The sequence below is a fragment of the Klebsiella sp. GW_Kp182 genome, assembly GCF_040062275.1.
In the GTDB taxonomy this organism is placed as follows: domain Bacteria; phylum Pseudomonadota; class Gammaproteobacteria; order Enterobacterales; family Enterobacteriaceae; genus Klebsiella; species Klebsiella michiganensis.
In genome coordinates, this window is sequence record NZ_JBEAFQ010000040.1 from 23859 (window position 1) to 36366 (window position 12508).

A 12508-nucleotide genomic window follows, 5' to 3' on the forward strand; every position below is an offset into this window, starting at 1 on the left:
TGTTCACCGCGTATCCGACCTATATTATTTACGTAAGGTTTCGTAAATTTTGCTTTTGGTCATTCTGAGGCCGTAGCGAATCGGCTATAAAATATCACGGCCCGTTTTCAGTGACGAAAAACAATGATATGAAGCCCAGACTCTCTCACGCGCTATTATTTGTTCCTTTTTTGCTTTTGGCAGGATGTTCATCCTCATCGAAACCGCATAAAACCGCCGCCCAGAGTAGCCACGCGACCATCGACGGAGGTTCTGACGATCTGATCCCGGTGATCGCCGCGCTGCACGATCAGATGCATACCTGGGAGGGAACGCCCTACGAATGGGGCGGGACGGAGCAAAGCGGGGTCGACTGCTCCGGGTTTGTCTGGCGTACGCTCAAAGATCGCTTCAACCTGCCGATGGAGCGCATCACCACCCGCGAACTGCTGCATATGGGAGAACGCGTGAGCCCGCGGCAGCTGCGGCCGGGAGATTTGGTTTTCTTCCGCATTAAAGGCGGCATGCACGTCGGCTTCTATGATACCGACCGTAATTTCCTCCATGCCTCCACCAGCCAGGGCGTGATGCGCTCTTCGCTGGATAATCCGTACTGGCAATCGGTATTTTATCAGGCGCGCCGCCTGCCGAAGGAATATAACGCGCAGATCACGATGAATAACGATAATCTGCATCTGGCGAAAAACCGTTAATCAGCAAAAATAAAGCCGCCCTGTCACCACGGCGGCTTTATTGTTTTTTACCGGCGACGGCTTAGAACTGGTAGGTCATACCGACAGCGACGATATCGTCATCGTTGATCCCGAGCTTATTATCGCTCTTCAGCTGGTTGATTTTGTAATCCACAAAGGCGTTCATGTTTTTGTTGAAGTAATAGGTCACGCCAACGTCAATGTAGTTGACCAGGTCTTCGCTCCCCACGCCCTCAATATCCTTGCCTTTTGACAGCACGTAGCCCAGGGACGGACGCAGGCCGAAATCGAACTGGTACTGCGCCACGGCTTCAAAGTTCTGCGCTTTATTGGCAAAACCGCCGCTGATTGGCGTCATTTTGCGGGTTTCTGAGTACATGGTCGCCAGGTAGATATTATTGGCGTCATATTTCAGGCCGGTCGCCCAGGCTTCCGCTTTTTTACCCGTGCCGCGGGCCAGCAGGTTCTGATCGTTCGTGCGATCGGAGCTGGTGTAGGCCGCGCTGATGGCGAAGTCGCTGCCGCCGAAGTCGTAGCTTAAGGCGGTACCGAAGCCGTCGCCGTTCTGTTTCTTGGCTTCACGGCCTTCGTTTTTCCCCTGATATTGCAGGGTCAGGTCCAGGCCATCCACCACGCCGAAGAAGTCGGTATTGCGGTAGGTTGCCAGGCCGCTGGCGCGTTTGGTCATAAAGTTATCGGTCTGCGCGGAAGAGTCGCCGCCGAATTCCGGGAACATATCGGTCCAGGCTTCAACGTCGTACAGCGCGCCGAGGTTACGACCATAGTCAAATGAACCGTAGTTTTTGACTTTCACGCCGGCGAACGCCAGACGCGTTTTCTGCGAAGAGTCGCTTTCAGTTTTGTTGCCGGAGAACTCCGATTCCCAGCGGCCGTAGCCGGTCAGATCGTCGTTAATCTGCGTTTCGCCTTTGATGCCGAAACGAACGTAGGTCTGGTCGCCATCTTTGCTGTCATAGTCGCTCATATAGTGCATCGCTTTGACTTTGCCGTAGACGTCCAGTTTATTGCCGTTTTTATTATAAACTTCTGCCGCCTGCGTAGCCGAAGAAGCAATAAGACCCATCATCATTAATGCCAGTGAGCTCTTTTTCATTATTCAGTCCTGGTGATTTATTTATACGCGCTAATCAATTCCGGGCGGAAGCCCCGTCAAAAACTGCAGGTTTTTTAACGCTCTAATATTAAAAATTTATGACAATATGGAACTTTTTCTAAAAAAGGGTATTAAATTATTTCCGTCATGAATGTGTCACACTTCCCCGCCAGAATGCCCGATCCGCGCAATGAAGTGGTTCGTCCACCACGCCAGGTGTTGGCAAGCGGGCTGACTCCTGTTACAACATCAACTCGATATCGAAACTCCTTTTTGAACGGCAGAGAATCATGAGTGATAGCCAGACGCTGGTGGTAAAACTGGGCACCAGTGTTTTAACGGGCGGATCCCGCCGCCTGAACCGCGCCCATATCGTTGAATTAGTGCGCCAGTGCGCGCAGCTGCACGCGATGGGTCATCGAATTGTGATAGTCACCTCCGGGGCGATCGCCGCCGGACGTGAGCACCTCGGCTACCCGGAACTGCCTGCGACCATTGCGTCGAAACAGCTGCTGGCGGCGGTCGGCCAGAGCCGTCTTATCCAGCTGTGGGAACAGCTGTTTTCTATTTATGGTATTCACGTCGGCCAGATGCTGCTGACCCGCGCCGATATGGAAGACCGCGAGCGTTTTCTCAACGCCCGCGATACCCTGCGCGCGCTGCTGGATAACAATATCGTGCCGGTCATTAATGAAAATGACGCCGTGGCGACCGCTGAAATTAAAGTCGGCGATAACGATAATCTTTCGGCGCTGGCGGCAATCCTCGCCGGCGCCGATAAACTGCTGCTGCTGACCGATCAGCAGGGCCTGTTTACCGCCGACCCGCGCAACAACCCGCAGGCCGAGCTAATTAAAGACGTTTACGGCATCGATGACGCCCTGCGCGCCGTCGCGGGCGATAGCGTGTCCGGTTTAGGTACCGGCGGTATGGGCACCAAGCTGCAGGCCGCCGACGTTGCCTGCCGCGCGGGCATCGACACTATCATCGCCGCCGGTAGCCGTCCGGGGGTGATTGGCGACGTGATGGAGGGCATCTCCGTCGGGACCCGCTTCCACGCCCAGGAATCGCCGCTGGAAAACCGTAAGCGCTGGATTTTCGGCGCGCCGCCGGCGGGCGAAATTACCGTGGACGCCGGCGCGACCCAGGCAATTCTCGAACGCGGCAGCTCCCTGCTGCCGAAAGGGATTAAAACCATCACCGGCAACTTCTCGCGCGGTGAAGTGATCCGCATTCGCAGCCTTGAAGGCCGCGATATCGCCCACGGCGTCAGCCGCTATAACAGCGATGCGCTGCGCCGCATCGCCGGGCAGCACTCGCAGCAGATCGATGCCATTCTGGGCTATGAATACGGCCCGGTCGCCGTCCACCGTGACGACATGATTATCCGTTAAGGAGCTGAAAATGCTGGAACAAATGGGCATTGCTGCCAAAGCGGCCTCGTACAAACTCGCGCAGCTTTCCAGCCGCGAAAAGAACCGGGTGCTGGAAAAGATTGCCGACTATCTTGAAGCGCAGACCGACGCGATCCTGCGGGCTAACGCTGAGGATCTGGCGGAAGCGCGCGCCAACGGTTTGAGCGAGGCGCTACTTGACCGCCTGGCGCTCAACCCGACGCGCCTGAGCGGAATTGCTAACGATGTTCGTCAGGTCTGCAGCCTGGCGGACCCGGTCGGTCAGATAATCGACGGCGGTCTGCTGGACAGCGGCCTGCGCATTGAGCGTCGCCGCGTGCCGCTGGGCGTGGTGGGCGTAATTTATGAAGCCCGTCCGAACGTGACCGTCGACGTCGCCTCTTTGTGCCTGAAAACCGGCAACGCGGCGATTCTGCGCGGCGGTAAAGAGACCTGGCGCACCAACGCCGCCACGGTGAAAGTGATTCAGCAGGCGCTGCAGGAGTGCGGCTTACCGGCGGCCACCGTGCAGGCGATTGAGAGCCCGGATCGCGCGCTGGTCGGCGAGATGCTGAAGATGGATAAGTATATCGATATGCTGATCCCGCGCGGCGGCGCAGGTTTGCATAAGCTGTGCCGCGAGCAGTCGACGATCCCGGTGATCACCGGCGGTATCGGCGTCTGCCATATTTATATCGACCACTCCGCCGACGTTGCCGAAGCGCTGAAGGTTATCGTTAACGCCAAAGTGCAGCGCCCGAGCGCCTGTAACTCGGTCGAAACGCTGCTGGTGCATCAGGATATCGCCGAACGCTTCCTGCCCGCGCTGAGCAAGCAGATGGCGGAAAGCGGCGTCAGCCTGCACGCCGATGCGGCCTCCCTGCCCGCGCTGCAAAACGGCCCGGCCAGCGTAGAGCCGGTGAAAGCGGAGCAGTATGACAATGAGTATCTGTCGCTGGATCTGAACGTGAAGGTGGTGGCCGATCAGGATGAAGCGGTAGCGCATATTCGCGAGCATGGCACCCAGCATTCTGACGCCATCCTGACGCGCACCCTGGGCAACGCCAACCGCTTTATCAACGAGGTGGATTCCTCGGCGGTGTACGTCAACGCCTCTACCCGCTTTACCGACGGCGGCCAGTTTGGCCTCGGCGCGGAAGTGGCGGTCAGCACCCAGAAGCTGCACGCGCGCGGCCCGATGGGCCTGGAAGCCCTGACGACCTATAAGTGGATTGGCTTCGGCGACGATACCATTCGTGCTTAATGCTAATTGGGTGATGCAAAAGTAGCCGTTTGATTCGCAAGGGCATTGACGCATCACCCACTTAGTTTTAACCTTCTATCCCGTGCTTACGCTCGTCAGCACGTCTTGCAGGGCCGATATAGCTCAGTTGGTAGAGCAGCGCATTCGTAATGCGAAGGTCGTAGGTTCGACTCCTATTATCGGCACCATCCTACCTATTTTAACGTCTCCCTAAGTCTACTCAAACACCCTTTAAACCCTTATAATACGCGGTTTCACGGCCCTTATTGTCTCTGCTCGTCTACTCACGTTCACAGAAATCTACGGTGAGTTGGGGGTATCAATGGGGGTATTCGCTGTTCGGTCTAAAGGAGATACCCCCAGATGAAGCTCAATGCCAGACAGGTCGAGACTGCCAAGCCCAAAGATAAACCCTACAAGATGGCTGATGGTGGTGGCCTCTACTTATTGGTTAAAACTAACGGGTCACGCTACTGGCGTTTAAAGTATCGTATCGATGGAAAGGAAAAGTTATTGGCGCTGGGGGTATATCCCGATGTGTCTTTGGCTGATGCCAGAGCAAAACGTGATGAAGCTCGAAAAGGTATCGCTGGGGGTATCGATCCTTTAGAACTTAAGAAAGAACATAAAGCTGAGCGTGAAGCGCAGGTCAAAAACACCTTTCAGCAAATTGCGCTCGAATGGCACAGCATGAAAGTGAAAAAATGGTCAGTTGGGTATGCCTCTGACATTCTCGAAGCTTTTAATAAAGATATTTTTCCTTTTCTTGGTCAACGGCCTGTTGCGGACATTAAGCCATTAGAGCTTCTTAATGTGCTTAAAAAAATCGAAGCCAGAGGTGCAACAGAGAAAGCAAAGAAAGTGCGCCAACGATGTGGTGAAGTGTTTCGCTATGCCATCGTGACAGGCAGAGCCGAGTATAATCCTGCGCCTGATCTCACAAGTGCCATGCAGGGGCATGAATCTACACATTACCCGTTCCTGACCACCGAAGAGCTTCCTGCCTTCTTTAAAGCCCTTGCTGGCTACTCTGGTAGTGAATTGATGGTGTTGGCAGCGAGATTGTTGATCCTTACTGGCCTAAGAACAGGTGAATTGCGTGGTGCCTTATGGTCGGAAATCGATTCCGAGAAAGCGCTATGGGAAATTTCTGCTGAACGCATGAAAATGCGCCGTCCTCATATCATCCCGCTATCCACCCAAGCGTTAGCCATTATCGAACAGATCAGAGCAATGACGGGACAATTCCCTTTGCTGTTTCCGGGCCGCAATGATCCAAGTAAGACCATGAGCGAAGCCAGTATCAATCAGGTATTTAAGCGAATCGGCTATACAGGACGGGTTACGGGTCACGGCTTCCGTCATACCATGAGCACCGTTCTTCATGAACAGGGCTACAACACTGCATGGATTGAAACCCAACTAGCCCATGTTGATAAGAATGCTATCCGTGGCACCTACAACCATGCGCAATATCTCGATGGCAGACGCGAGATGCTGCAATGGTATGCCAACTACATGGTAAGCCTTGAGAAAGGCGGTAATGTAGTACAGGGAACGTTTAATCGGCGTGGGTAAGGATAACTGCTGATGAATGAAGGGTTATGTCTTAACGGACATAGCCCTTTTTCTTGGCTAATGCAGATAAGAATTAAGTCAGAATTTAAACTGATGTTTGTTAACTAATTGATTAATATAAAAATTATAAAATATCTTAAAACAGGAAAATAAATAGCACTTATTGCTAAATCGCTCTACACCCCGCCCAGTGACAGCTCTTCCGCCATTTCATCTGTTTTTGTATGAAAAACACTCAATCCGAGTTCAATTCTGATTTTCCGAGGGTTGAACGTCATAAGCGATCTGCAGATACTACATTCATCAAAACAACAACGGAGAAATATATGACAACAAGAAAACTTATTCGCTTGCCAGAAGTGATGAATAAAACAGGATTTAGCAAAGCATGGATCTATAGACTTATTAGTAAGGGTGATTTTCCTAAGCCGATTAAGATTGGAATAAGAGCCTGTGCCTTTGTTGAAAGTGAGATTGATGAATGGATTGAACAACTGATCTATTCATCACGCAATACAGCAGCATAATAATATATGGGTAGTATGTGAAAGCAATATAAACATATATTTATAAAATACAACAATCCCTTTTAAATAATACATGAAAGTGTAGGGGGATATTTACTTAACGATTAAATAAGGAACCAAAAATGAAAAAAGAAAATAAGTGTAATAGTCAGAACTCAGCAGAACTTACAGCATTGTTAGAATACTCTCGCTTTACCAAGAAAGTGCTTGCGAAGCCTGCTAATGAAATATTCGATCTATTTACTGACAAGTATTATATGGAAACTGTTTACGATGATATTATTGATAAAACGAAGAAAAGTATTGATCAAAGTCAGCATAGATTCATAGATTTTGAAGAGGTTAGAATAAATATAATGTGCATGCATACAGAAGCCATTATGATTTGTTATATGTGAAAATAAAATAGCTCAAAATGGATTGTTTAGCGTTTAGAGATTTTATATGAGTAATATAGATATCATAAGCAAAAGGTCAGAGATATATCTGACCTTTATTAGGCTTGCTATCATTAATCAATAATGATTTTGTGAAATATTTTCTTTATTTCTATTGACTATTAAAATATAAGTTTTATAAAAAGTAAAGATACAAAAAAAGCCAGATGATAAATCTGACTTTTTAAGGACTAAAAAAGTTTTCGCTGACTTTTTTAAGTCTTGTAATCAGTTAGAGGAATAACGCGATTACAAATATAATAAAGTATTAAATAATCTTTTCATATTTGTCAAATCTAAATCTGAGCTTTTTACAAGTCTTTTAAATACCACTACCAGAATCTTTAATGTCCTCGAAAGCAATCAAATTATAAACCTTTGTATCAGGTCTGCATATGTGGAGCAATTGAGCGCGAGTCGCTAATAAGAGATGTCCGTATGTTTTGTTGGTTGTAGGTATAGAAGGGGAAGCGACGTAATACCAACCCGAAGCGAAGTTCTAAACAGATAAGTGAAGTTGTATATGGAATAGCTATGAGAAAGCCCTACCTTTGTTGACAGCATAAATAGGGGATAACAATACATTAATCTGCATGAACGAATCTGGGGGTGTCGTAGGGTGTCCTACATTGGAAACGATGTAGAGCTTTAAGCCAGATCAACTTGGGTGAAGTCATATTTTTCATCTTGGTTTTCGCCAATCTTGATACATTTTCAACAAAATAAGTTGAAAATTTCAGGAGGCGAAGCCTTGGATGAAGTCCCCTTTTCGGGGGCGAACACAAGGCAGTATATAACTCTCAGTAAGGTTGTTTATGTTTATAGCAAAGGTGCCTTGTTTTATGGCACCAATAAAATATAAAGTAGAACTAGATCTAAAAAATATATAGGGCGAAGCCTAATAAAGTAAAAAAAACCATATCTAAAAAAATAAAAACCAGTCTCGCGCCAGATATCCCACTATAGAACTTTTCCCGCTGTTGTCCGTTCAAGATCCAAATCCTTAACAGGAATAGATCGGTATAAAAGATCGATATGTAAATATTGATAGGTTTTAACAATCAAAAAGCATTAAATCGATCGTTATTAATTGATTTAAACGATCGGTTGTTTGATTTCGATAGTTTTTATCTATCGCAATTTGTTTTTTCGATCGGTACAAACGATATGACTAGACATGAAAATAATTGAATCCTAAGGCGTTTACAGGTCAATCGTAGATCTGTGCTATTGGTGAAGGAAAAGGTATGCGGAAATTTATGTCAGTAGCAGGTCTTGCCGTCCTGCTAGCAGGGTGTGGCGATGATGGCATCTATGGCAACTATGTTAATCAACAGTTCGGCGTCAGGCTTGATATTCAGAAAGATGTGATCAAGTTTCGCGATGGTGTTTTTACCGTTAAAAGCTGGGATGAAAGCAAGAAACCCATATATATCGCCAAAACGCAAAACAAAAATCTCGGATCTTGGACTTTTAAAATCGAAAAAGTCAAAGATGGAGTTGTTTACCAAGGTGCGGTTTTTAAGAAAGATTAGAGGAGTAGGAAATGGAAAATAATACCATTCAATGCCCATACTGTCTAAAAGAAAGCCCGAAAGGGGTTCACGTATGCACTGGATGTCAAGCAACTGTTTTATACGGTGCTCCGCCGGGTTGGTGTGTATTTTTAATAGTATTCAGCACCTTAATATTATCAGTTTTGATCGGTATGAGTTCAGGAATAATGGCTGGTAATATTAGTTTGTTTGTCATTGCGATTGTTGGGTTTATTATTAGCAAGTTGGCTTTTTCTGACAGGATTTCTTTCAGAAGGAGAATGTAAAATACGTCTTCCAAGGTGATGGCTCGAAGTGTCGAACCATCACCCATATAAATTTTATTTCCTCATCTATATCATCAAGCACTAAATCGGAACCCGCAAGCGGGACCCCACGATTTAGCCCTTGACGATTTCCCCCCAAAGTTGCCATAAAGACAATATATTATTTACCCTATCTTTTATTTGCATTTTATTTATCGTGCAGTGTAATTATTTATGTAGCCGCTATTGACTAGTTTTTTAGATCGGTTATTTATTTAAATATAAGTTGGGTTCAGCTTTTATTTTTTAGCTTTCGGAAACTGAGGCAAGGTGTAATAGCGTATCCGCTATTTACCCAATCCTTCGGATTGCCCTATCTCGCTTTGCTCGTAGGGTTGAAAAAGATCTACCCTTCCGCCTATTCCCCTTGTCAAAGTGGAGGCGGTAAAAACTGATGGTTTTACATTTAGTATTATAAGTATAGGAGAAGAAAATATGATGGTCGTATCAGTTGGAATTATGCTTCTTTGTATTATTTTGGGCGCTTTTATGATTAGAAGTTGCACAGCAAAAACAAACTCTTCAAGCGAAGCAAAACAAGCAATATCAGATGTTAGGAAAATGATAGATAAAAAAGCCCTTATAAAATACAAAAGGAGCAATAGAATATGATTGATGATGACATAGAAAAGCAAATGAGTTTAAAAATGAAGTTTGAGTTATTAGCAAGGTTTTTTTATTACATAGAACAAGATAAAGATATACCATTTTGTGAAATAAATAGTGATGAACAAAGATTATGTTATTTCGTTTCTCATAGATATATACAAGAAAATAAAGCTGATGTTCTTCTAAAATCGTTGATTGATGAAAATGATGAAGACTATATAAAATCTATAAGGGATTATATGTTTACTACAGGGGGATAATAAAATATGGATACAGACAGAAAAAGAGGTCGTATAGAATTAAATCACGAAGAACGCAGAGATATATCTATACAGTTTAGAGTAAACAAAGCAGAGTTTGAATATTTAAAATCATTAGTGGAAGCCTCCGGCCTTGAAAGAGGCCATTACATTAGAAAAGAAATTTTAAAGGCCGAACCAGTGATAAAAAGAAAAATGCCTGAGTTTGAGCAATCATTATATAGAGAAATACAGCATCAAGGTAATAATGTAAATCAGATTGCTAAAAGACTACATACAAACGAAGACTTTAAACAGTCTGTAGCCTCAGAAGCTAACTTTGCTATAAAGCAACTTATGAAAAGAATATTAAAAGCTTGTGAGGTTTATGTATGAAAGGCAATGTGGCTAAAGCAGGTAGATCATTTAAAAACAGAGTTAAGTATATATTAAAAGATGATCACGATTTCATATGTAGCAATATGGCAAGTGATTTTAATAATGTTAGTGATTTAACTGATGAGTTTAAGACTGTAAGCAGCTTTAGACAAGATATAAAAAAACCTGTTTTTCATGCGTTTTTATCTCTTCCAAAAGATGAGAAGCTAACAGATGAAAAATGGCAAGAGATAGCAAAAGACTATTTGAAAGAAATGAATATAGACAAACACCAATATATTTGTGTGCGCCATAAAGATACTGATAAAGACCATATCCATATTGTAGCAAATCGCATTGGTTTGGACGGTTCAGTCTGGCATGGTCAGCACTCAGCATTTAATACAATAGCGGCTTGTGAGCGTTTAGAAGTGAAGCACAATCTAACGATTACTAAAGGCTTACAAGGTCAAAAATCAGAGGTATCAGCACCAACCAAGAATGAGATCGAGATGGCATTGAGGACAGGAGAAAAGCCAGCTCGTTTAGTGCTTCAAGCCTCTCTACAAGCAGCTATGACAGGAAAACCAGACCTTGAGACGTTCGTAGAACGTCTGCAGGCCGTAGGCATTGAACCAATGTTCAATGTTGCCAGCAGCACTGGCAACGTGGCGGGGGTTTCATTCAGTGTGAATGACATAACATTTAAGGGATCTTCATTAGGTAAAAAATTTAGTTGGAACACTATTAAAGGTAAGGTGAAATATGACAAAGATAGAGATGATGAAATCATTAGAAGATTCTCAGCAAGAAAAACAGATGACGAAAATCGTTTTGGACGATCACTTGTTGAACCAGATTTCAACAGTGATAGAGCCTCTGACAGAATCGATGATGATATTATCAGAATCAGTCAGTACAGCATTAAATCAGACGCAGCTAGTATTAGAGAGGACAGAGAGAACAGCCTCAGCAACATCATCAATACTAAATTTATCGAGAAACACGATAGACAAACAAATCGACGACTTAGAAATACAAAACAGAAAAATACACAAAATCTCAATAGACTTAAAAAACAATACAATCAACAACCAAACAAAATTAATATTCAAGGTCGCTTCAATCGTTGGCATGGTAAATCTGATAGCAGTTCTATCAGTAGGATACTTGATCATGCAGAAACAGCTACCACAGCCACAGATAAATTTAGACTCAAAAAGCGTGGCAACATCAATAGTAGAGCAACTAAGATCGAAGAAATGAGAAAACGCTTAGGAATCAGCAAACCCATTTTAGCCGTTAAATATAAAGAGAAAATAATTCATGATAATATAAAGAAAAAACTAGCTAATTTGGCTGGAAATGAAAGTAGATTTAAATCGAAATTGAAAGAAAGGATGGGAGTTGAAAGATTAAAATCATCACAACAAGAAGATGAAAAGATTATTGAACGCCAAGTTTTCAAACCAAGATAAAAGATATGTCATTTGATTCTTATGAGTATTAGAGTAGATAAATTGTATTAGCTCAGACTTAAACTGAAAATTTTATCTGGCAGCAGACTATCAAATCTGACAGTCTGCTTTGAGCGAGAAGTCGACTCTTATCTTGCGAACATAATGCAGAACATCCTACTTTTTAGAATAAAAGTCTATGGGACATCCGGCCTTATGGAAGGTTTATTTTTTGATGAATGCGAAATCTGTCTTCCCGGCAATACCGCCGAGCCTTAGTTGCTCCTCTAAATCCGGATTGCACAACTTTTCATATTCAATATCCATTGCTAATATAAGTTCCTCAAGAAATGAAATTCCACTTTTGATTATTTTCGTCATATAAATAAGAAAGCGTTTATTGTCTGGGGGGTAATCCAGTGCCGTTTCACTACCAAATATTTTATGTTTCCCATTCGAATCAACGTAACTATTTATAGCTGTTTCAAGAATCCACATATTATAAAAACCCATCACGTGGATATCTGATGTTTTATTCAGGAAGAAACGTATCTCTGGGCGCCACTCTAGGGCTTTCTCTAAGAGTTCTGGCTTAATATGTCCAACAAATTTGTTGCGAAGATATTTGGCGAAATCAAATTCGGCTGAGAACTGACGGTAATACTGAGAGAGTTCCGGATGTTCTTTGTACACCATTCTAATGGTGTGTTCAAAATCGACAAGATTGGCAATCGATATTAGCGCCTGTTTAAACAATACCATCGTAAAAAGGCTGCCAAAGCCTTTTTCTTCGAACTCTCGGTCAATTTCTTTCAGATCGGCCTGAATAAGTCGAGCTTTGATTAGATTAATCACGTTGTTCTATACCAGTTAAAATCATTCCGTCATTGCAAAACAGAGTATTGCATACAAATTTGCAGGTTTACTAGATCTTTTTAAGGTTTTACCGAATTCATTA

14 protein-coding genes and 1 tRNA gene are annotated in these 12508 nt (G+C 44.4%); 13 read left to right on the forward strand and 2 right to left on the reverse strand.

Translation table 11 applies throughout. From position 1 onward, the window contains the following. The first annotated feature begins 128 nt into the window (after positions 1-128). Positions 129-692, forward strand: a complete 564-nt coding sequence (locus tag ABLU88_RS17000) for an NlpC/P60 family protein (protein WP_025107227.1) — start codon at positions 129-131, stop codon at positions 690-692. Positions 693-753: 61 nt separating this feature from the next. Here the strand turns inward: ABLU88_RS17000 and phoE are convergent, their stop codons facing one another. Then, a complete protein-coding gene (gene phoE / locus ABLU88_RS17005; RefSeq protein ID WP_046877031.1) occupies positions 754-1806 on the reverse strand; it encodes a phosphoporin PhoE in 1053 nt (350 codons plus the stop codon). A gap of 290 nt (positions 1807-2096) precedes the next feature. Between phoE and proB the strand changes: the two genes are divergently transcribed. The 12 genes from proB to ABLU88_RS17065 all read left to right on the forward strand — a co-directional run bounded on the left by proB (position 2097) and on the right by ABLU88_RS17065 (position 11571). Then, complete coding sequence (proB, locus tag ABLU88_RS17010; protein WP_004848066.1) at positions 2097-3200, forward strand: glutamate 5-kinase; 1104 nt, start codon at positions 2097-2099, stop codon at positions 3198-3200. 10 nt (positions 3201-3210) lie between these two features. After that, a complete protein-coding gene (gene proA, locus ABLU88_RS17015; RefSeq protein WP_348837237.1) occupies positions 3211-4464 on the forward strand; it encodes a glutamate-5-semialdehyde dehydrogenase in 1254 nt (417 codons plus the stop codon). A gap of 112 nt (positions 4465-4576) precedes the next feature. Further along, a tRNA-Thr gene (locus ABLU88_RS17020) sits at positions 4577-4652 on the forward strand. 175 nt (positions 4653-4827) lie between these two features. Further along, a complete protein-coding gene (locus ABLU88_RS17025) occupies positions 4828-6042 on the forward strand; it encodes an integrase arm-type DNA-binding domain-containing protein (RefSeq protein ID WP_348837239.1) in 1215 nt (404 codons plus the stop codon). 326 nt (positions 6043-6368) lie between these two features. Then, positions 6369-6569 carry an AlpA family transcriptional regulator gene (locus tag ABLU88_RS17030; protein WP_000213227.1) on the forward strand — a complete coding sequence of 67 codons (201 nt, stop codon included), beginning with the start codon at positions 6369-6371 and terminating at the stop codon, positions 6567-6569. A 122-nt stretch (positions 6570-6691) separates the two neighbouring features. Further along, positions 6692-6967: a hypothetical protein gene (locus ABLU88_RS17035; RefSeq protein WP_348837243.1), complete on the forward strand. Its 276-nt coding sequence runs from the start codon at positions 6692-6694 to the stop codon at positions 6965-6967. Positions 6968-8253: 1286 nt separating this feature from the next. Beyond that, positions 8254-8541 (forward strand): hypothetical protein, encoded by a 288-nt coding sequence (locus tag ABLU88_RS17040; RefSeq protein ID WP_112074898.1) that lies wholly within the window; start codon positions 8254-8256, stop codon positions 8539-8541. An 11-nt stretch (positions 8542-8552) separates the two neighbouring features. Next, a complete protein-coding gene (locus tag ABLU88_RS17045; protein WP_348837246.1) occupies positions 8553-8828 on the forward strand; it encodes a hypothetical protein in 276 nt (91 codons plus the stop codon). 474 nt (positions 8829-9302) lie between these two features. Next, complete coding sequence (locus ABLU88_RS17050) at positions 9303-9479, forward strand: hypothetical protein (RefSeq protein ID WP_348837249.1); 177 nt, start codon at positions 9303-9305, stop codon at positions 9477-9479. Beyond that, the gene (locus ABLU88_RS17055; RefSeq protein ID WP_348837252.1) at positions 9476-9736 is read left to right on the forward strand and encodes a hypothetical protein; all 261 of its coding nucleotides are present in this window, start codon (positions 9476-9478) and stop codon (positions 9734-9736) included. Before ABLU88_RS17050 ends, ABLU88_RS17055 begins: the two co-directional genes overlap by 4 nt. A gap of 6 nt (positions 9737-9742) precedes the next feature. Continuing rightward, positions 9743-10111, forward strand: coding sequence for a plasmid mobilization relaxosome protein MobC (mobC, locus tag ABLU88_RS17060; protein ID WP_348837255.1), 369 nt, complete (start codon positions 9743-9745; stop codon positions 10109-10111). Next, positions 10108-11571, forward strand: a complete 1464-nt coding sequence (locus tag ABLU88_RS17065) for a relaxase/mobilization nuclease domain-containing protein (protein ID WP_348837257.1) — start codon at positions 10108-10110, stop codon at positions 11569-11571. Before mobC ends, ABLU88_RS17065 begins: the two co-directional genes overlap by 4 nt. Positions 11572-11775: 204 nt before the next feature. On the opposite strand, the gene ABLU88_RS17070 is transcribed toward ABLU88_RS17065, so the two are convergent. Further along, the gene (locus ABLU88_RS17070) at positions 11776-12405 is read right to left on the reverse strand and encodes a hypothetical protein (RefSeq protein ID WP_348837260.1); all 630 of its coding nucleotides are present in this window, start codon (positions 12403-12405) and stop codon (positions 11776-11778) included. Positions 12406-12508: the final 103 nt, after the last annotated feature.

Coding starts and splice junctions, on each gene's coding strand:
- ABLU88_RS17000 (WP_025107227.1), top strand. CDS start 129: ATGAAGCCCAGACTCTCTCACGCGCTATTATTTGTTCCTTTTTTGCTT.
- phoE (WP_046877031.1), bottom strand. CDS start 1,806: ATGAAAAAGAGCTCACTGGCATTAATGATGATGGGTCTTATTGCTTCT.
- proB (WP_004848066.1), top strand. CDS start 2,097: ATGAGTGATAGCCAGACGCTGGTGGTAAAACTGGGCACCAGTGTTTTA.
- proA (WP_348837237.1), top strand. CDS start 3,211: ATGCTGGAACAAATGGGCATTGCTGCCAAAGCGGCCTCGTACAAACTC.
- ABLU88_RS17025 (WP_348837239.1), top strand. CDS start 4,828: ATGAAGCTCAATGCCAGACAGGTCGAGACTGCCAAGCCCAAAGATAAA.
- ABLU88_RS17030 (WP_000213227.1), top strand. CDS start 6,369: ATGACAACAAGAAAACTTATTCGCTTGCCAGAAGTGATGAATAAAACA.
- ABLU88_RS17035 (WP_348837243.1), top strand. CDS start 6,692: ATGAAAAAAGAAAATAAGTGTAATAGTCAGAACTCAGCAGAACTTACA.
- ABLU88_RS17040 (WP_112074898.1), top strand. CDS start 8,254: ATGCGGAAATTTATGTCAGTAGCAGGTCTTGCCGTCCTGCTAGCAGGG.
- ABLU88_RS17045 (WP_348837246.1), top strand. CDS start 8,553: ATGGAAAATAATACCATTCAATGCCCATACTGTCTAAAAGAAAGCCCG.
- ABLU88_RS17050 (WP_348837249.1), top strand. CDS start 9,303: ATGATGGTCGTATCAGTTGGAATTATGCTTCTTTGTATTATTTTGGGC.
- ABLU88_RS17055 (WP_348837252.1), top strand. CDS start 9,476: ATGATTGATGATGACATAGAAAAGCAAATGAGTTTAAAAATGAAGTTT.
- mobC (WP_348837255.1), top strand. CDS start 9,743: ATGGATACAGACAGAAAAAGAGGTCGTATAGAATTAAATCACGAAGAA.
- ABLU88_RS17065 (WP_348837257.1), top strand. CDS start 10,108: ATGAAAGGCAATGTGGCTAAAGCAGGTAGATCATTTAAAAACAGAGTT.